General features: G+C 33.6%; 14 protein-coding genes. All 14 read right to left on the bottom strand.

Features of this window, described 5'->3' with window-relative positions; translation table 11 throughout:
- Positions 1–53: 53 nt before the first annotated feature.
- Complete coding sequence (gene istB, locus BLT22_RS08820; protein WP_256333880.1) at positions 54–800, bottom strand: IS21-like element helper ATPase IstB; 747 nt, start codon at positions 798–800, stop codon at positions 54–56.
- Complete coding sequence (gene istA / locus BLT22_RS08815) at positions 797–2,356, bottom strand: IS21 family transposase (protein WP_091761491.1); 1,560 nt, start codon at positions 2,354–2,356, stop codon at positions 797–799. The genes istB and istA overlap by 4 nt, the downstream gene beginning before the upstream one ends.
- Positions 2,357–2,719: 363 nt before the next feature.
- On the bottom strand, positions 2,720–3,100 hold the full coding sequence (locus BLT22_RS08810; RefSeq protein WP_091762567.1) for a PilZ domain-containing protein: 381 nt from the start codon (positions 3,098–3,100) through the stop codon (positions 2,720–2,722).
- Between the two features lie 814 nt (positions 3,101–3,914).
- Complete coding sequence (locus tag BLT22_RS12495) at positions 3,915–4,037, bottom strand: hypothetical protein (protein WP_256333884.1); 123 nt, start codon at positions 4,035–4,037, stop codon at positions 3,915–3,917.
- Between the two features lie 605 nt (positions 4,038–4,642).
- Complete coding sequence (gene whiA, locus BLT22_RS08800; protein WP_091762563.1) at positions 4,643–5,578, bottom strand: DNA-binding protein WhiA; 936 nt, start codon at positions 5,576–5,578, stop codon at positions 4,643–4,645.
- A gap of 33 nt (positions 5,579–5,611) precedes the next feature.
- A complete protein-coding gene (locus BLT22_RS08795; RefSeq protein WP_371861801.1) occupies positions 5,612–6,625 on the bottom strand; it encodes a gluconeogenesis factor YvcK family protein in 1,014 nt (337 codons plus the stop codon).
- Positions 6,622–7,509 carry an RNase adapter RapZ gene (rapZ, locus tag BLT22_RS08790; RefSeq protein WP_091762559.1) on the bottom strand — a complete coding sequence of 296 codons (888 nt, stop codon included), beginning with the start codon at positions 7,507–7,509 and terminating at the stop codon, positions 6,622–6,624. Before rapZ ends, BLT22_RS08795 begins: the two co-directional genes overlap by 4 nt.
- Before the next feature lie 306 nt (positions 7,510–7,815).
- Positions 7,816–8,010 (bottom strand): YgaP family membrane protein, encoded by a 195-nt coding sequence (locus tag BLT22_RS08785; RefSeq protein ID WP_176935418.1) that lies wholly within the window; start codon positions 8,008–8,010, stop codon positions 7,816–7,818.
- Positions 8,011–8,209: 199 nt separating this feature from the next.
- Positions 8,210–9,943, bottom strand: coding sequence for a phospho-sugar mutase (locus BLT22_RS08780; protein ID WP_091762555.1), 1,734 nt, complete (start codon positions 9,941–9,943; stop codon positions 8,210–8,212).
- A 257-nt stretch (positions 9,944–10,200) separates the two neighbouring features.
- On the bottom strand, positions 10,201–11,154 hold the full coding sequence (gene trxB / locus BLT22_RS08775; protein ID WP_087058886.1) for a thioredoxin-disulfide reductase: 954 nt from the start codon (positions 11,152–11,154) through the stop codon (positions 10,201–10,203).
- 99 nt (positions 11,155–11,253) lie between these two features.
- On the bottom strand, positions 11,254–11,679 hold the full coding sequence (locus BLT22_RS08770; protein ID WP_091762553.1) for a tetratricopeptide repeat protein: 426 nt from the start codon (positions 11,677–11,679) through the stop codon (positions 11,254–11,256).
- Positions 11,680–11,805: 126 nt separating this feature from the next.
- On the bottom strand, positions 11,806–14,712 hold the full coding sequence (locus tag BLT22_RS08765; RefSeq protein ID WP_176935416.1) for an insulinase family protein: 2,907 nt from the start codon (positions 14,710–14,712) through the stop codon (positions 11,806–11,808).
- Positions 14,713–15,961: 1,249 nt separating this feature from the next.
- Positions 15,962–17,389, bottom strand: coding sequence for a D-xylose transporter XylE (gene xylE / locus BLT22_RS08760; RefSeq protein ID WP_091762549.1), 1,428 nt, complete (start codon positions 17,387–17,389; stop codon positions 15,962–15,964).
- A 1,328-nt stretch (positions 17,390–18,717) separates the two neighbouring features.
- Positions 18,718–20,046, bottom strand: a complete 1,329-nt coding sequence (gene xylA, locus BLT22_RS08755; RefSeq protein WP_091762547.1) for a xylose isomerase — start codon at positions 20,044–20,046, stop codon at positions 18,718–18,720.
- Positions 20,047–20,373 lie beyond the last annotated feature (327 nt).

Raw genomic sequence — 20,373 nt, 5'->3', positions numbered from 1 at the left:
TGTAACTGTCAACCACAAATGTGCACTTTTTGCCAGATGACTTTGTGCACTTTTTATTCAAAAATTGTTTCACGATGTTTCATTCGATGACTTTCGCCATCCATATGAATCACTTCACAACGATGAAGAAGTCGATCAAGGATCGCTGTCGCAATCCCTTGATCTCCAAGCATCTTTCCCCAACTGTCTGGGCCTTTATTAGATGTTAAGATGATCGAACTCTTTTCATATAAATCACTAATGAGTTGGAAAAAAAGATTAGCTTCGTTTGTTTCCATTGCCATAAACATCATATCATCAATAATGACTAAATCAGCTTCTCTCATACGTTTGAGGCGAATTGCCGACTTTCGCACATAACCTTCGGTTTTGAGCAGTGAAATCAACTCACCCATCGAGATAAAAGTGACTTGTTTGCCTCGTTCAATAGCTTCCAATCCTAATCCAATCGCTATATGCGTTTTCCCCACACCAGGTGGACCTAAGAGAACGAGATTAAACATTTGATCTAACCAATCGTATTCTTTAAGCTGATCAATCTGTCGTTTACTGAGTGAAACTGATTCTTTAGGATCAAAGTCCTCTAAGGACTTTTCAAAAGGAAATTGTGCCCATTTTAAATACTTTAATCGTGTCTTTTCTTCTCGACGCTGTTCTTCATGATTACATAATGCCACAAGCAGCTCTTGATACGTCCAGGACTGTTGTTCCGCTTCCCGAAGGAACGAAGGTAGTGCCTGGGCTGTTTCGGTCATACGGAATTGCTTGAATTGTGCTTGAAGTACCTCTGTTGTTCCTATTGTCGTTCGCCTCCTAGTACCTCTAAGTATGACTCAAAAGAACGTTCTCTAGCGGTAATTGTTTGATAGTTTTCGGATAACTCGTCACTCTTTTCAGAGTGAGTATCTGTCTGGACATGTCGACGAGCTATCTCTATTGCCACGTCTCTTAAATCGACGGCACTGAACAATTTCAATGCTAGACATTCGGTTAATGCTTGGTCCAACACATCACTGTTTTTATCTACGATGGACTCTATGACTCGTAATTGATCCCTAATGTGTCTAGGATATTTAACTTTTAGTTGATCAATAAAGACTGCTGCTTTCTCTTTTTCTTCAAAGTTGCGGAGTACTTCACAGATATGCAGCTCAAGTTTTTGTCTCTTATCTTTTTCGCGACCATGATTAGAATCCTTGATTAGCTTGCCTTTTCCTTTTGTTAAGGGATGTTGGGCAATCAGTCGATCGCTCTTCATATCGTACGCGTAAAGATGGGTGTCGCTTGTTGTTATACGGACCTTCGTTGTTTTTCTTGATTGGTAGGTTCCTATAGGAACCGAGTAGTAATTTGATTGAAATTGAAGCGTATTGTCTTTCAATATGGTCTTTGTTATACTTTCATTATTCGAAAGAATGCGTTTCTTAGAGATCGAGATGAGGTGTGGCTTTTCCAGAGTGAACACGTCTATCGGTCTCTTTTTTGTTTTCTCATGAACTTTGTAATTGCCCGTTCGTTCTAACCAGGCTTCGCATTGTTCTTGCCATGACCTAATTGTCCGAAATCGGCGTCCTCTCGCAAAGTTATATTTAACAAATTTAATAACAGCTTCGACTTTTCCTTTTGATTCTGGATCAGCGGCACGACAGACATGAACGATAAATTGTCTCTCCAATACATACGACTGAAATTGCTTAGTAAATAAGATATCTCCATGATTTTCACTGACAATCATTAGCTTATCTTGATCATATACGATTTCTTCTGTTCGTCCACCAAAATAATCGAAGGCGTTCTCGTGAGTTCGGATGACATCTCTGGTGGTGAAAGGCTTCTCCTGCCATTCAATGTATTTGAATCGAGAATGGGAGAGAACAAACCCAATACAATACAACTTTACTCGTTTATCGGTTAATGTACGTTGTACTATGATTTCACCAAAATCTACTTGAATTTGTTTACCAGCGGGTAGTTCAGGTACCGCTTCGTAATGACGATAAGTAAAGGATTTTGAGATACCGTAGGTTTCCCTTAACTCTTTGACATAAGAGCGAATGGTACTTGAAGCCGCTTCTTTGTAGTTGAATTGTTCATTCAGCCAGTCTTCAATTTGAGCTGCGGACAATTCTGGCTCATCACTAAGCCAATTAACTATCGTTTCTTTATAAGGGTCAAGCTTTCTTTCCCGAGTGGTCAGTGATTGAACCCAAGATATTGCTTCTTTGGGCTTCTTATGTAAATCACTTCTAACGGTATTTCTATGAATGCCGAGCATTCGACTTATCTTTGCGTTTGAGAATCCTTTCTTTTTATAATGGTGCACCTTTGCAATTCTATTCACTTTTTTAAAATCCACCTTTTCTTCTCCTTCCAGTCAATAAACTAACTGTTCTAGTTTATCAAAAGGAACGAAGTATTAGGGTAAAAGTGCACATTCTTTTCTAGCAATAACTGCACAATACAGTTTAGCAGTCACACATGGTCGTCATAGAATTAGTATAACTATATAAAACAAACTCTATTTTAATTTAAAATGACCCCAAAATATTAGACTAACTTCTAATATTTCGGGGTCACTATTTTTTATTTAACTGTTTAATTTTAGCTGTTGTGCATCTAATCAATAATTTTAACTTTCTATCTTTTTGATAATAAAGGAGGTTATAAACTTAAACACTAAGGCGAAACCTCCTTGCTGTGATAAGTAATCAGTCTTTAATTAGTATCTCTGATCTTCCAAAATATTGTCTCTATAATGTCTACTTTGATATCTATTGATTCGTCTAATTAGTTCTGATTCTTTCTTAGTGGATAAAGAAATCAGCTTCACGCCATATTTGATATATCTATCTTCTTCTTTAAAAGAGTTCCTAACAATATAGCCTTCTAATTCAAATTTTTCACCTTCTAATTCAAACATAAACGTATATTTATTATAATTCGATATTGGGAATTTCTTTCGACTCATAAAAGATAGACCATTTCCACTAATATTGATTAATATAATATTATATGTAGATTTTTCATTGGCGTAATTAATCATAGTTGCCTGCTCAAAACCTTTTATTCTAACTCTAAATAGTCTTCTCCTGTTCAGCATTCACTTTGCCCTCTTTTCATGAAATAGTAATTAAACCCATGACCCTCTTCTTTTTCTATTTGATCTATATACGTAATTATTATCTAATTAATTTTTCAATTCTATCTTAACATAAAACAATCAAAGTGAAATAGAACTAAAAAAGATTAATCTTCCTTGATTTCAAAAAAAGACCCTATTTTTTAGGGTCTGAAAGTTTATATTACCTCACCAGAAGAGAATCGTAATGAAATAAACTTTAAGAACTATAAGGAAGATTTAACCTGATATAACAACGATTTACTCTTTCTCCAAGTTATAGGAAGTATAAGATATATACTAAGGAGAGTACTTTTTTACTGATAATACTTAAATATAATAAAAGAGCAGAACTTAATTTACATTTTTTGGTTTCTTTTTCTTTAATGAATTATATAAAACTATTACGCTTTGTATGGTGATCCTTGCTGATCATATTTAAGTTTTGGATTTTCCATCTTATATGCAGACCAACCCAACTATTATTATTAGTATCTAATGCTTTACCCAAAGCAACACTCGTACTTGCATAAGTTCTCATATAAAAAAGTAGAAATGACGCACCCAGTTGGAATTGGAAAAAATGCAGCTATAGATGCAACAAGTGATGATACTCAAAAATTCGCAACAGCTTCAACAACCCGTCTACCAACAGTTTCTTTAGAACTTAAACCACTACTTTTTTCGCTTTCTTTCACTACAGCAGAGGTTTCAATGAGCATTAGTGATGTTTTCTTTTTGGTTTCATTATTTACTATTTCTAACAGAATAACTTTAGAATCTTTATCTAAGTATTCTAGAATGGTGTTCCCATTTTTTTATATTTATTAGTGGTATGATCGATAGAATCAATTTGTGCTTCTTTTTCTAAGGATAGTTCATGTTCACTAATTTCTTCATTATCGTAAAATTCAGCCATCCAAACACTTGGCTCACTAACGATATAACTCGTATCAAAGTTTTCTTTTGCATGAGCCGTATTATTTTCTAAAACACTAAAGGTGGAATAAAAGATTAGATATTATTATTTTAACACCATTAGCAATAACTATTTACTCAATTTATATAACAATTTAGTTATTCGATGTAATAACAGTATAAGTGTTATAAAAATAATCATACTAAAAAAAATATTAAGACTGAAAACATCACTAATTACTGTCTGAATATATGCAGACAAAAAAAGGATGACAAAAAAAAGGAAATTTGGAGTCCCTGTTATTTCAGATAACTTCTTTTTATCCATATTATACTTCTCCTCTCTAACGTATTATTAAACTCAAATCATATCGGTTTTTAATCTACACGGATTCAAAAATTGATTCAAAAAAACAGAAGTGCTAATATATCAACACTTCTGCATTATATTACCTCACCAGAGGGAATCGAACCCCCAGCTTGAGAACCGGAATCTCAGGTGTTATCCATTACACCATGGTGAGTTGACAACTCTGTAATTTTACTTTATTTTATCTGTTTTTACAAGGATATCCTGATTCTATTAAAGCTGGATATCCTTACTTCCTAAGCATGCTGCTGTTTCAGCTCTTCTGCCATCTGATTTAGTTTGCGTAATCGATGATTGACGCCGGATTTAGAAACGCCCCCATTAGGTACAAGTTCTCCTAATTCTTTTAAGCTGATATCGGGGTATTCAACTCTTAATAAGGCAATTTCTTGAAGCTTGTCAGGAATAGAGTTAAGACCAACAATACGGTCAATAAATTTGATATTCTCAATTTGTCTACCGGCTGCATCAATTGTCTTATTCATATTCGCATTCTCACAGTTCACAAGACGGTTGACCGAGTTTCGCATATCTCTTACAATTCGCACATCTTCAAACTTGAACATACTCCCTGTAGCACCTATCAAAGCTAAAAAGTTTGCTATTTTCTCAGATTCTTTCAAATAAACAATGTACCCATTTCTTCTTTCATGCGTTCGACCATTCAATTCAAATTCTTGCATCATCTGACAGATGTCTTCATTATGCTCTTCATAGCTAGAATGAATTTCAAGGTGATACCGACTCGTTCCAGGACTATTGACAGATCCTCCAGCCAGAAATGCCCCTCTAAGATAAGATTTAGCTTTTTGTCTACTAGTCAGAATTTCATTTGGGATATGTCCATGATACAACATCCCATCCATTATACCTAGTTCCGATAAAATCAGTTTACTGCCACTTTTCAATCGAACAATGTACACATTATTTTTCTTTAATTTCATCTTTTTTCGAACCAAAAGCTCCGATTCCACATCAAAATTATCTTTGATTAGAGAATAGATTCGTCTTGCAATTGCTGCATTTTCAGTTTGTACATTCAACAAGAATTCTTTATTAACTATACTTAAGGTCCCATTCATTCTAATTAATGCTGCTAGTTCAGCTTTTGCATGTTCAGGATGAACTTCTAGCATGGTCAGTTCTTTTTTTACATCAGCTGCAAATGACATTCCATTCCCTCCCTTCATTTGAAGCACTTCTTCTTAAAAGTTTTTAAAAGCTCGTTGAGAGTTAAAAGCAGTTCTAAAAATCTCTTCAGCTACTTTTTCACCATTATGATAAACACCATGATTCCTCATCTCTAGAAAATCATCAGAGATAATATGTGGCACTGCTTTTTTCAAACCTTTGAAATCATGTTCTACTTGGAGCAGATTTTCTGTCGACTGTTCTTCTTCTACATACTCAGCAGGAACTTTGCCGATGTTCGCTAATGCAATATCTATAAATTTTTCACCTAAATGTCGATGCAGTACGTCAATATGATCAGCGTCTGACATCCCTTCAGTTTCTCCTAATTGAGTCATAATATTACAGATATATACGACGTTTGCTTCTGTAGCCATAACTGCTTTTCCTATATCAGGAATCATTAAATTTGGTAAGATGCTTGTGAATAGACTACCTGGGCCTAAAACAACCATATCTGCATCCATGATTGCTGAAACGACTTTCCTGCTTGCTTTGATTGGATGAGGTTCTCCTACACAGGACAACGCAACATAATCGATCAATTTGCCAGATTGAGCGATGTGTGACTCGCCTTTTGCAGTCGTTCCATCCATATACCGTGCATTTAAAACAAGTGGTTCTTCAGCAGCTGGATATACATGACCTTTGACTAGCATCATTTTTGCTAGAATCTGAATAGCTTCGTAAATGTTTCCTTTCATATCTGCAGTTGCTGAAATAATCAGGTTGCCGATCGAATGCCCCGATAAAGACTGATCCTCAGATTGAAAACGATACTGAAAAATATCCTTGTGCACTTGAGGAATTTCTGACAATGCAATTAAAACATTTCTTAAGTCTCCTGGTGGAACAGCATTGAGGGTTTCTCGCAGTGCCCCACTACTTCCTCCATCGTCTGCTACAGTTACGACTGCAGTAACATCCGCTTCTTTCTCTTTTAAACTTTTTAATATAACTGGAAGTCCGGTGCCACCACCAATCACAACAATTTTAGGACGCCTTTTTTTTAATCTTGTTTTTATCATGATCTCACGGTTGACTCCTTCGTTTTGTCTTTATCACGATGAGTAATATTAACTAAATACCCATCTGCTTCAACTTTATGACCTAATCGTTCGGCGATGGCTACAGAACGATGTTTTCCGCCAGTACAACCAATCGCAATTGTAATATTACTCTTTCCTTCTCTTTTATATCCTGGTAAAGAATAATCTAGTAGCTCTGCAAATTTTTTGTAAAATGGCTCTGTTTCAGGCTGCTGCATAACATAATCATATACTTTCTTATCTAAACCAGTCTGAGGTCTCAATTCTTCGATATAATGAGGGTTTGGCAAGAACCTAACATCCATCACAATATCTGCATCAATAGGCAATCCATATTTAAACCCAAAAGAGACCATTTCGACACGAAACATTTCTTTTTCTTTTGCTTTAAAACTTTCAATTAATTTTTCTCTTAATTGTCTTGGAGTTAAATTTGTCGTATCCAACACAACTTGAGCTCGCGTTTTAATATCTTCAAGCAGCTCTTTTTCTTTTCTTATCCCATCTATTGTGCGTCCGTTTGTTGCTAAAGGATGTGAACGACGAGTTTCTTTATATCGAGAAACAAGTTCTTTTTCTGTTGCTTCTAAATACAAAATACGCGTAGTAATATGGGGACTATTTTCAACTTTCAAAATGGTTTCTTTCATTTGTTCAAAGAAATCCCGCATTCTTAAATCCATAACTAAAGCAATCTTTGAAAAATGACCAGATTCTCTGACTAAATCCCAGAATGTTGGAAGTAAATTTGGCGGCATATTATCAACACAATAATACCCCATATCTTCAAAGCTCTGCATGGCAACGGTTTTACCAGCGCCACTCATACCTGTAATGATAACAAGTTCAATATTTTCTCCCATAGCTCAACACTCCTTTTTCTATAAAAGTCCCACATTAGTTTAACACTCTATTCTGTCCATTCCTTACATTATAACATTCCGGGCGTGTCATGTATAGCCTGTGTATACATTAATTTAAAAATATTACCTCAATATTAACCTATTTATGCTCCTAATGAATTATATAATTTCAAGCAGTATTAAAAGGACAATCAAATCTAGAAAAGAAACGCTAGTTTGATTGTCCTTTTAACTCTCTATTCTATTAGCAGTTCCAAAAAAAGTTAACCTATCATTCCCTATTTCGCTGAACATTCATTAATTTTTCTAATCACTTTTCAAAGTGCTTTTTCCAGTCACTTCATACATTCCACATTTTTGTGTTTTTCCTGATACCAGTAAAGCTATACCAACTATTCCTACTATTTTACCTATTCCTTTTGTAAATAAGAGTAATGGCGCTAAAGCCGCTCCAAAAATAATTCGTATAGTACTATCTAATTCTCCGACATTTTTATCCATAGCAATTAGCATCCTTTCTTTGATTCCATTTATTCACTTATTATAAAAAACATTTGCATGTACCTAAAGAGATACACCTTGATAAAATTTATATTGAATATAAATTTGTATAGAAATAGATAAAAACAGAGCAACTCTATAAAACCTAGAGATACTCTGTTTTTAATATTGAATACTCATTTCTTTAATAACAGTTGATCTAATTATCTTCTACAATTCTTTGTATCGCTTTTTCAAATGCAGTAATTTTTTCTTCAACAGCTACACCTGAGTCATCAAAAGCAGCAATATAGAATTTAATTTTTGGTTCTGTACCAGAAGGACGCGCTGCTATCCAACTAGAATCTACTAAACGATATTTTAAAACGTCAGCTGATGGCATATCAATTGTTTCTTCTATTCCATCCTCGTTTATACGTTTACCCGTTTTAAAATCTTCAATTTCTTTAATTTTAATTCCACCAAAACTTTTTGGTGAATCATTTCTTAATCTTTCCATTAAATCATTGATTTTTTGAGCGCCTTGGATTCCGTCCATTTTGATTGAAATAGTTTTTTCTTTATAGTGACCATATTCATGATAAAGATCTTGTAAAGCATCAAAACAACTATAATTTCTTTCTTTATGATAAGCAGCCATTTCAGCACTCATAATTAATGCTTGTATGGCATCCTTATCCCGAACAAAAGGTTGCACAAGATAACCATAACTTTCTTCGAATCCATACATAAATGTATGAGAATAATCTTGTTCATATTGTTTGATTTTTTCAGCTATAAATTTAAATCCAGTTAATACATCAATTGTTTTTACACCGCTTTTTTCAGCGATAGATTTTGGTAAATCGCTTGATACAATTGATTTGATTATGACACTATTTTGAGGTAAAGTTCCAGTTTCACGGTGAGCTCTCAGAATGTAGTCTAACATCAAACTAGCAATTTGATTCCCGGTTAACACCTCATAGTGACCCTTAGCTGTTCTCACAGCCATACCTAGGCGATCAGCATCTGGATCGGTCGCAATCAGAATGTCGGCATCTATTTTACATCCAAGTTCTATCGCTTTTTCGAATGCAGCCGGATCTTCCGGGTTAGGAGATTTAACGGTTGAAAATTCTGGGTCTGGTTCAGCTTGTTCAGGAACAAGTTCAATATTACGGAATCCAGCTTGTTTTAATGCTTTTACTCCTATCATCTTCCCAGTTCCATGTAAGGGAGTGAATACTATGGTTAAATCATTGGCTACTCTATCGATCATATCAGGGTTAATCGTTACTCTTTCCATTGCATCCAAATAAGCTTTATCAACATTTTCACCAATAATTTCTAAGAGGCCATTTTCCTTGATTTCAGATTCTTCAGCAACTTCAATCGCAAGCATATCTTCCACACTTCTTACATACCTTGTTAAATCGTCTGCCTCTTTAGGAGGTAATTGCCCGCCATCTTCTCCGTACACTTTGTAGCCATTATATTCAGATGGATTGTGACTAGCGGTTATCATAATTCCTGCAGCAGCTTGAAGATGACGTACTGCGAAAGAAAGTTCTGGAGTGGGACGCAAACTTTCAAATACATAAGCTTTTATGCCATGAGCACCTAAAGTTCTAGCTGACTCAATAGCAAATTCTTTAGACATATGACGAGAATCGTAAGCTATTACTACTCCACTTTTCTTAGCTTGCTCACCTTGTTCTTCCTCAATAAATAAGGCAAGACCTTCAGTTGCTTGACGCACAGTATAAATATTCATTCGATTAATACCTGCACCAATGATCCCTCGCATACCCGCTGTACCAAATTCAAGTGGAGCATAAAAAGCATCTTCTAATTGAGATTCATCTTGTTCAATATTTTCTAAATCTTTTAAAATATCTGCATCTAGTTTAGAATGATTTTTCCATGTATTGTAGGTTTCTTGCCACTTCATATATATAACCTCTCTTTTAAGTAATTTTATTTTGATATTGATTTAATTGTACCATTTTTATTTTTTTTATGCATGAACTTGATATAAAAGGCTTACATAACACCTCTTATTATACGCATTTTAAGACTGTTTAACAATATAAAAAAGCACAGTTTTAAGATTCATAAAACTTTAGACATTTTCTAAAGCTTTAATGATACTTAAAACCATACTTTTTATTTATCATATTAAAAATCAAACACATTTAACGATTAGAGTTAAACACTTTGTTTTTCCAATTTTTCTTTCAACTCTTCAACATATTGGTAAGCAGCATTACCAGCGACAGAACCATCTCCAACAGCTGTGGCTACTTGACGCAATACTGTTTTGCGCACATCTCCAACAGCAAAAATTCCTGGAATGTTCGTTTCCATATTTTCATCTGTTTCAATCCAACCTTCTTCATCAGTAATTTCTAATGATCGGAATTGATCGGAATTAGGTAATAACCCGATATAGATAAAAGTACCTTCTGCTTCTAAAGTAGAAGTTTCCCCCGTTTGGATATTTTTAATGCGCACAGCATTGACAGCATTCTCGCCTTCAATTTCTTCTACAACAGAGTTCCAGACAAATTCGATTTTATCGTTTTTAAACGCTCTATCTTGGAGAATTTTTTGTGCGCGAAGAGAATCTCTTCTATGAACAATCGTTACTTTACTAGCAAATTGCGTTAAATAGGTTCCTTCTTCAACAGCAGAGTCTCCTCCACCAACTACGATAATGTGCTTTTGCTTGAAGAAAGCTCCATCACAGACGGCACAATAAGATACGCCTCGCCCATTAAATTCAGCTTCTCCAGTAACACCCAGTTTCTTATGCTCTGCACCAGTTGCTACAATAATTGATCGTGTACGAAATGTTTTATTAGAGGTTACGATTTCTTTATATTCTTCCCCATTAATTATTTCCTGAACATCTCCATATGCATATTCAGCACCGAATTGCTGTGAACCTTCAAACATTTTTGTGGAAAGATCTGGTCCAAGGATACTATTAAATCCAGAATAATTTTCAATTTCAGCGGTATTATTCATTTGTCCGCCTGGAAGGCCTCTCTCGAGCATCAGTGTAGCTAAGTTAGAGCGAGAAGCATAAAGTCCAGCAGTTAAACCACCAGGACCTGCACCAATGACAATTACGTCATATATTTTATCAATGACTTCCATATAATAACTCCTTTCAACTGTTTCTCTTTCTATTATAATAGAAATGCTAGTCAATACGCTAGTGTTTTTTCTTACTTTTAGTAAGTTTCAATTTTTCAATCAAATGCCTTTCGATTGCGTTTCAATTATTTTCTTCATTTCTAAAGCTTCTAATTTATAAGAACCTGAATGATTTCCTTCAATATATTTTTCTAATAATGATAGAGCTTTATTGTATTCTTTTAAATGCAAATAATTTGTTGCTTGAAAAAAATAAACTTCATGATATCTTTGAATTAGATTATTTAAAAGTGAATCAAATAGTTCAACTGATTTTTCAAATTCAAAAGAATGCTGATAAATCAATGCAAGCTGAATATGACCAAACATTTTTTCTTCTTCATTCTTAGCTAAACTAATTCCTGTTTTAAAGTGGTTTTTTGCTCTTTCAAAATTCGTTTTTTCATATGCTATCATCGCTCGCCCATAATAAGTTTTTGCACTAGGTGTGAGTGAAATAACTTGATGATCATCCGATCGTTCCATAACTACGATTCTCCTCTTATCATTAAAACAATTCGTTCAACCTTTCTCAAGTTACTATTGCTCGTTTCAATTACACTAGAATTGATTATACCTTCATTATGTTGCCTTATGCAACTTTTTATCTTTTTACTTGAATAAGCCTTCCTTGTAGTCAAATTCAGCGGAATTCTCTTCTATTATTCTTCCATTTCCTATCACACAGGTTGACTCTAAAGACCTTAATTTATTAAATATCTCAGAAGTCGTTTTAATATCATTGAGTGTAGTGTTTAAAATTTCTTTACGTCTTTGCTTACGTTTAGCTTCACTTATTAGTTGGAAATGATTTGCATCTGAAGCATTTCCTTTCATACGAGCATTCATTGGCCGATCCATTTTGGCTATAGTCCCAATAATAAATCGCTCAAGTGCTAAATTACTCAATTCTAAATTTTGAATAAAATCACTTACTTTATCATACGTATTCAACGTAGTAGAAATATTGGGATCTCTATAGGAATAAAATACAATATTACCACTGGAAGATAATGACATTCCACCCCCATACGCTCCCCCAACTACACGCAGTTTTTCCCAAAGGTATTCTAAGTTTAATATACTATTAGTAACAGAAAGATATCCGCTTACTTCTTCACCAATTAAATTAAGATTTGATCCTTTTGAAACATATACAACTGAATTACTATTTGTGAAGGCTTCTTTACTAATTTCTGGTTTATATTCATTTATTGCTTTAACTGACTCAGATATAGGATAGTCTATAGTTAATATTTCTTTTTTAAAACTATTAAATAAAGCCTTTTCTCCTGTAAAACTTACAGTCAATTCTTTTCTACTGAAGATTTTATGGGCAATGTTCTCCATCTGTTCCACTATATTTTCATACTGACCATCAAAATTCTCTTCTAGATTGGTTAAAAAGCGATAAAAGCTGATTCCTTCTAATTGCTCAGTTATATGTCCTGAAATGGATGAATGGCTGTTCACCCGCATCATACCGGCTACATGTCCACTATTTTCTAAAAATTGTTTTACTGAAGAACTTAGCCGGCCTAAAGTTTCCTTTATTTTATTTTTATCATCAAAGATTGTTTCAGTCATAATATGGTTAACTAAACTTACAGATTCCTTTATTAAAGATTCTTTGGTTCTAACTCCAACTTTTATTTTATGCACAGCTTTGTCAATATCAGGAGCATACACTTGATTAGAAATAGAAATTTGCCCTACCTTAATAGCAATTTCTTGCGATAATTGTTCACTAGTATATTTAGAAGTCCCTAATTCTTTTAGTAGAGTAGTGAATAACCGATAATAAGGTAATTCACTATCACTTATAGCAGATACATTAAAATAAAGGTTATAGTATGCTAGTTTGTTCGTTTCTAATTCATGATATAAGAACTCTATTTCATTCTCTATTTCTTTTTCTAAAGGTAGTTCGATTGGTTCTTGACTTATATCTGCTAGTTTTAAATTTGGCAATGTACGTTTATTTTCTTCAGAATCAATCGTAGTCTGGAAAGCGACCAATTTTTCGTTTTCTCGAATCAATTCTACTATATCATCTTCAGTCAAAGTCGCCTTAAACTGCTCTAATTTATTTTGCTCTTCTTTATATTCTTCTTTTTCAATTTCAGTTGAAGGTATACCTACAGCAATTGTTTTATTCTCATTATTTAATAGATATTTTTCAATTAAATTTTCAAAATATTTTTCATTTAGCTGCTCTTTAATCATACTAAAGCTTTCTTCATATTTAAAAGTAGGAAAAACTGGTCTACTAGCGACCCAGGCTTCAGTTGCATTGATGCCATAGTATAATCCCTCTGGGGAAGATCCAAAATCACCTTCTCTCAATTGGAATTCTACTGATGCAATCGCTGCTTGAACTGTCGCTTCATTAATCCCATCATTTACCAATCTTTCTAATACAGAACTAATTTCATTTATAAAACGATCTTTCTGTGCTTCGTCGGTCTGACTAACGCCAATATTAAATGAGGGCATAGTAGAAGAAGTATCAAACCATCCAAATACATTTTTCCCGATTCCTTCTTGGAGTAGACGTTTTTTTAAGGGTGCATCATTTCCACGCAACAAGATTTCATCAAGGATTTCAAAAGCTAACAATAATTCGTATTTATTTTCTATTGAAAACTTAGTTCCGTAACCAAGATAAGCTTGTTTTTTCTTACCTTCATCTTCTGCAATCGGAAACTCAATTACAGTCTCCGATAGAGAGGAGTCCCCTTTAAGATCAATCAGTTTATTAGAAATATCTTGATAGTTAAATTCATTTAAATACTCCGCTAGATGATCTAGCTGTTCTTCAATATTCATTTCTCCGTATAAATAAATAAAACTGTTAGAAGGATGGTAATAAGTCTGATGTGCTTCTACTAATTGTTCCCAAGTTAAATCTAAAATAGATAGAGGTGTTCCTCCTGAATTCGTAGCATATGGCGTGTTTGGGTACAATGCTGCTTCAAGCCCTTGTATAAATCTTCTTTGAGAAGAAGATTGTGCTCCTTTCATTTCATTGAAGACAATTCCCTCAAATCCATATCGGCTTTCACTTTCATTATATTTCAAATTCCAACCTTCTTGCTGGAAAATTTGTTTGTTGTTTAAAACGTTCGGGAAGAAAACAGCATCTAAATATACATCCATGAGATTTGAGAAATCTACTTCATTCATGCTTGCAACAGGATAAATTGTTTTTTCGCTAAATGTCATTGCATTTAAAAAAGTCTGTAAAGAGCCTTTCAATAGTTCTACAAAAGGATCTTTTAAAGGATATTTTCTTGATCCATTTAAGACAGCGTGTTCAAGTATATGAAATATTCCACTATCATCCTTAGAAGGTGTTCTAAAGCCAATCGAAAACACTTTTTCTTCATTAGGATTCTCTACATACACAATCGTTGCGTCTGTCTTTTCATGTTTTATTTGATAAACTGTTCCTTTTACTTCTGGGATTTTTTCTAAATGTGTAACAACAAATCCATTATATCGTTGATTTAATTCCATTATTTGCCTCCGATTTATAAGTCTTCCTTTATACATTACTTACATTATAACAGATGATACTTTTTTTAAAGCTCATTTTATCTATATAAAGTATAATCAAGTCCAGATCTCTGTGTGAATTCTACGATACTTTGTTTTTAGTTTCATTTGTTTGATTCAAACTGAATATTTTATCTTGAAGAACTGATCCGATTTTCGTAGAAGTTCTTCAAGTCATCACCAATGTAGAGATTAGCGGAATCCATGTTGGAGAAACTCCTGATCACTTTTTCTCTCTACCTCACTTCCACATTTAATCGTTCAAGCAGTTTTGTTCTTTTCAATCAATTGTAACTTTTACCTACAAGCTTATACTCGAAGAGATCTTCGAAACCTTCATCTAATTAGTTTGCTTGATCATCATATGCTTCATTCAATCAATGCATACTTAGCTTTACGGGCTAAATTAATACTCGAGAATATAAATAGCATTTTGACCGCCTTAAAAAAAGATATTATCTCTAAAGTAATAGGTAGAACAAAAACGGAAGAGCTCAATGCCCTCCCGTTTTTGTTCTATTATATTTTTTTCTTCAACAAAGAATGGAAAGTGATAGCATATAATGGTAACTCATTCAAATGTTAAGTCCAGTTAAAAGAGACCAATCTTAACTAAAGCTCCAAAGTGTATTTTTTTAAAAGCTCAACCACAAAAGAACAATATGCTAAAGATCCTATAGAATCTGAAAAAATCTTAGATTTTACCCTTCATGGATACAGCTTAGAGGATATAAACTTTGATTTTACCTCTTATTCATATTTGAAGGACAAGATCCTAACACTGTCACTTGAAAGCTTACGTCTCAGGCACTATAATCAATGTGATCTAACACCATAAAAGATCACTAGTTTACAATAAATCTTATTATTACTTTTTGAATTTAAATAGCTTTTTTCAAAAAATATGCAATTATAATCTACATTGTATTTGTTTTTTTAAAAGATGGACGAGCTATTGATGAAACAAAACAATTATTAAATTGTTGCACATTGGTACGATGCAATTTTTATCTAATTCTTCAAATAGTACATGTTTTCAAATTATTCCTCTTCCTTGTTTTGAAATTCCGTAACAAGAAGACTTTCTTCCACCAGATCGGATTAGTACTTGGAAGTTCTGTTGGAGGTACTTTCATTTCACTAAAAAGCATTAGCCTTATTTATTATTTTGATCTATTTCCTATAAGGTACCTCTCTCCCCCGTATGTCGTTATGATACTTTAGTTTTTAGTGATTGTATTTTTTCTTTTCTTGAGTTTACTAAGATTTGTTCGAGTTCTTCTAGTGATCTCCCTTTTGTTTCTGGTACGAATTTCCATATGAAAATTGCTGAGATTAGACTCACGGTGCCATATATTGAATACGTTACTCCACCGCTAACTTCCATCATCGCTGGATAGGTAGAAGAAACGAAATAGTTTGCTGCCCATTGTGCAGCTACAGCAATTGCGACAGCCTGTCCTCTAATTTTATTAGGGAATATTTCGGAAATGAGCACCCAAACAACTGGTCCCCAAGACATCATGAATGATGCCGTATAAATGATAATGAAGATTAACGTTCCAACCCCAATTATGTTTGAATAAGCCATTCCAGCAACGCCAAACATTCCAATAGTCATACCAATCGAACCAATAATTAATAATGGCTTTCGTCCAAATTTATCAACTGTGAAAATCGCAATAAGCGTAAATACAACATTCACTAAGCCCATAATAATCGTTTGAAACATAGAAGCATCTTTTCCTGCCCCCATACTTTCAAAAATCCGTGGTGCATAGTAAAGTGCCACATTAATCCCTACAAATTGTTGGAAGACAGATAACAAAATACCTATGACTACAATTTTTTTACCGAAAGAAAATAGCTTTGCTTTTGCATTATTTTTATCAAATGATTCCTTGATTTCATACAAAGTGGCTTTCGCCATTGTAGTTTCATAAATTTTAGATAAAACAGACATCGCCTTTTCATCTTTATTTTTCGAAACAAGATAACGTGGTGTTTCTGGAACAGTAAATAGTAAAGTCATGAATAATAGTGCAGGGACTGCTTCTGAAAGAAACATGTACCTCCAACCAATATCATTTATCCACTCCAACGTTTGTCCGCTAGCTATACCATAGTTCACAAAATAAACGACTAACATACCAAAGATAATTGCAAATTGATTTAATGAAACCAAGGTACCTCTAATATGTGCAGGTGCCATTTCACCAATATACATTGGGGCAACTGCTGATGCTAGTCCAACACCAATGCCACCAATAATACGATAAATGTTAAATGTAATAAGTAGAGCTACAGTTGGATTATCTTTTGTAAAGAATAAAAATTCTGGATAGGCTGATCCAAGAGCTGACATCAAAAATAATCCTCCCGCTAATATAAGCGAATATTTCCGACCAAATTTTGATGAAAAGAAACCGGATGCAAATCCACCAATAACACAACCGATTAAAGCACTAGACACGGTAATTCCGTGTACAAGTGAGCTAAGTCCTAAATTATCTATAAAGTATGCTTGAATTGATCCCTCCGCTCCAGATATAACAGCTGTATCATACCCGAATAATAACCCTCCTAGGGTTGCTACCAATGTGATTAATACAATATAAAAATAACCATTTTTCTTCATCTTATGTCAGAAAGAGATAAATTCTCTTTCTTTCCCCCTCCTATAGTATATTTAAGAACAACAAATTACTCTTTAAAAAACGAATAGTAGATTTACATTAAACTTTTTACTTGGATACTCCAATTTTTTTGAAAGGAGATCCTTTTCGTGGAATTATTCGTAGGTATTGGTGTTAGCTCTAAAAAAATGATGGGTGGTTCTTTGACAGCTAAGGCAACCGTCTAAAATAAGACATACTTTACAATGACTTATATGGTATCTACCAGATCAAGGAAACGATTCTAGTCTTCAACTGAAAGTTCCATTGCGATCAAATTGTCATTGACATAAAATCTGCATTTGTTTAAAATTTTTATCCATCAACACTTTCAGATAATAGTAGGGACATAAAGATTTGGTGTAGAAGTTATTGTTCAAAACTCTATAGTCCTTTATCGGCTTAGGGGCCTTAGGCGGTATAGTAAAACCATCATTAAAAAAGAAAAGTATAGGACCATTCAACGGTTAACGAGATAACTTTATCAATGTGATACAGCAAATAACGGATGGCAAGCAACCTTTTCTTGAGAATCTTTATTAAAAGTGCAATATGCTCTCAAATGAACTACACACTTCAATCTTTGAAGCTGCCCTGTTGGAAGTATTTGCCGATTCCTTTTCGTTAGCTAACGTTGCCAGTATGTAATTAGAAGAATTAGCTCTTTTCCTCTAGGGGAAATACAAGGAACGTTTTTATGATCCAAAAAAATTGGCTAAAACCATTCAAATATAGTATTGACTTCATTAGTAAAAGACCAAATTTCTAAAACTTGATCTCCTCGTCCATATTTTTTTGTTCTGTATCTTATCATAGTTCAGCCTTATCAGTATCTGCCTCATTTCCAAAGCTATAACTGAGTTTCCTTCATTCCCATATGCTTCAAAAACCAATTAGCTCATAGCTGCTAAGATGACCATATCGATCTATTTTTTAATAATCTTCCTCCGTATAATTTTTAGATTTATTCAAGCTAATTACTATTTCAGAAGTGATCGCTATCATTTTAATTTATAAGAATACAAAAACAGAGTAGTAGAATCTGTTAATCTTTATTTTTCGCAAGGATATGGAAGCATACCAACATTTCGTCAAACGCTTACACAATTGACTTTTGTTCATTCAAAAAAAATTATATTTAGTTTACTCCTTAACTCTTTTGGTTCTCACCAATATATTTTTAAATATTTAATACTAAAGACCGAGCTGATTTCTCTATTTTTAATATTTCTCATCGGAGAAGAATAAATCTTCCCCATGAGAAATTTTTTATTCTATCTATTAATTTTTACTATTTTCCTGAAAGAGCTTGGAGAATATATTGGTTTAATACACCTTTAATAACTTCTAGCTGACCAGATTCATTCTTAACTTCTTTTAAGTTCAATGCATGTTCTGTCAATTTGTCAAAGTCTGTATTCCCTTCAACAATATCTTTACCAATTCCTTCATTGAAACTCTTATAACGTTTATCAATGATGTTTTCAAAGACATTTTCTTCTATCATTTTGTGCGCCACTTTTAATCCTAACGCAAAGCTGTCCATGCCTACTATATGAGCTCTAAATAAATCTTCTGGCTCAAATGATGTTCTTCTTACTTTAGAATCAAAGTTTAATCCACCTTTTTCTAACCCACCATTCTTGAGAATTTCATACATTGCCAAAGTTGTAGCGTACATATCTGAAGGGAATTCATCTGTGTCCCATCCAAGTAATGGATGACCTTGATTGGCATCTACAGACCCTAGCATTTTATTTATACGTGCATAGCGCAGTTCATGTTCAAACGAATGACCTGCTAGCGTAGCATGGTTAGCTTCAATATTGAATTTTAGCTTATCATCCAAATTATATTTTTGTAAAAATGCATGTGTAGTAGCTACATCGAAATCATATTGATGAGAAGTTGGTTCTTTGGGTTTTGGTTCAATCAAAAACTGCCCTTCGTAGCCAATTTTACTTGCATAATCGATTGCCATATGGAAAAAGCGACCCAAGTTGTCCACTTCTAATCCCATATCTGTATTTAATAAACTCTCGTATCCTTCACGACCGCCCCAGAATACATAACTTTGAGATCCTAATTTTTTACCAACTTCCAGACCTTTTTTTACTTTTGCTGCTGCATAGGCAAAAACATCGGCATTATTTGAGCTAGCTGCTCCATGAACAAAACGAGGATGCGAGAAATTATTAACCGTATTCCATAGAAGTTTAGTTTTACTTGTTTCCATTTTTTCTTTAATTAAATCAACAATAATATCCATATTTTCAAAAGTTTCTTTTAAACTTTCACCTTCTGGTGCAATATCTACATCGTGAAAAGCAAAATATGGAACATTTAACTTATCAAACAACTCAAAAGCTGCTTCTACTTTTGCTTTCGCTTTTTCCATTGGATCCGTTATATTATCCCAAGGACGAATAGCCGTTCCTGAACCAAAAGGGTCCGTCAATTCCTCAGCAAAAGTATGCCAATAAGCAACAGAAAACTTAAGGTGTTCTTCCATTGTTTTTCCACCAATAATTTCTTCTGCATTATATATTTTAAATGCTAGAGGATTTTTTGAATCTATCCCTTCATACTTGACTTTCTTAACATTTGTAAAATATTCCATTATTTTCCCTCCATGATTATATTAGTTAGTTTAACTTACAAACTAAATATACAACACTATGAAACCGTTGTCAATAATATATACGAAGTTTTTATTTTTATCTCAATTCTTCCTGATTAATCAACATGATTATCTCAACCTAACTAATATTTCCTTCCGAACTATCTTTTAAACGAAATATAATATTAATATGAGCAATGAATTCTTTTACCTAATAATTCTAATTTCTATCGTCATGTTGTATTTTGAAAGGAGTTTTCAATACTTTTATCGCTTATTTAAATCAGTTAATTTATTCATTAAATGCTTTTTCACAAAAAATATCCT

Origin of the sequence: Marinilactibacillus psychrotolerans (assembly GCF_900101525.1) — a bacterium.
In the GTDB taxonomy this organism is placed as follows: Bacteria; Bacillota; Bacilli; order Lactobacillales; family Carnobacteriaceae_A; genus Marinilactibacillus; species Marinilactibacillus psychrotolerans.
This window is presented reverse-complemented; position numbering and strand designations above follow the sequence as displayed.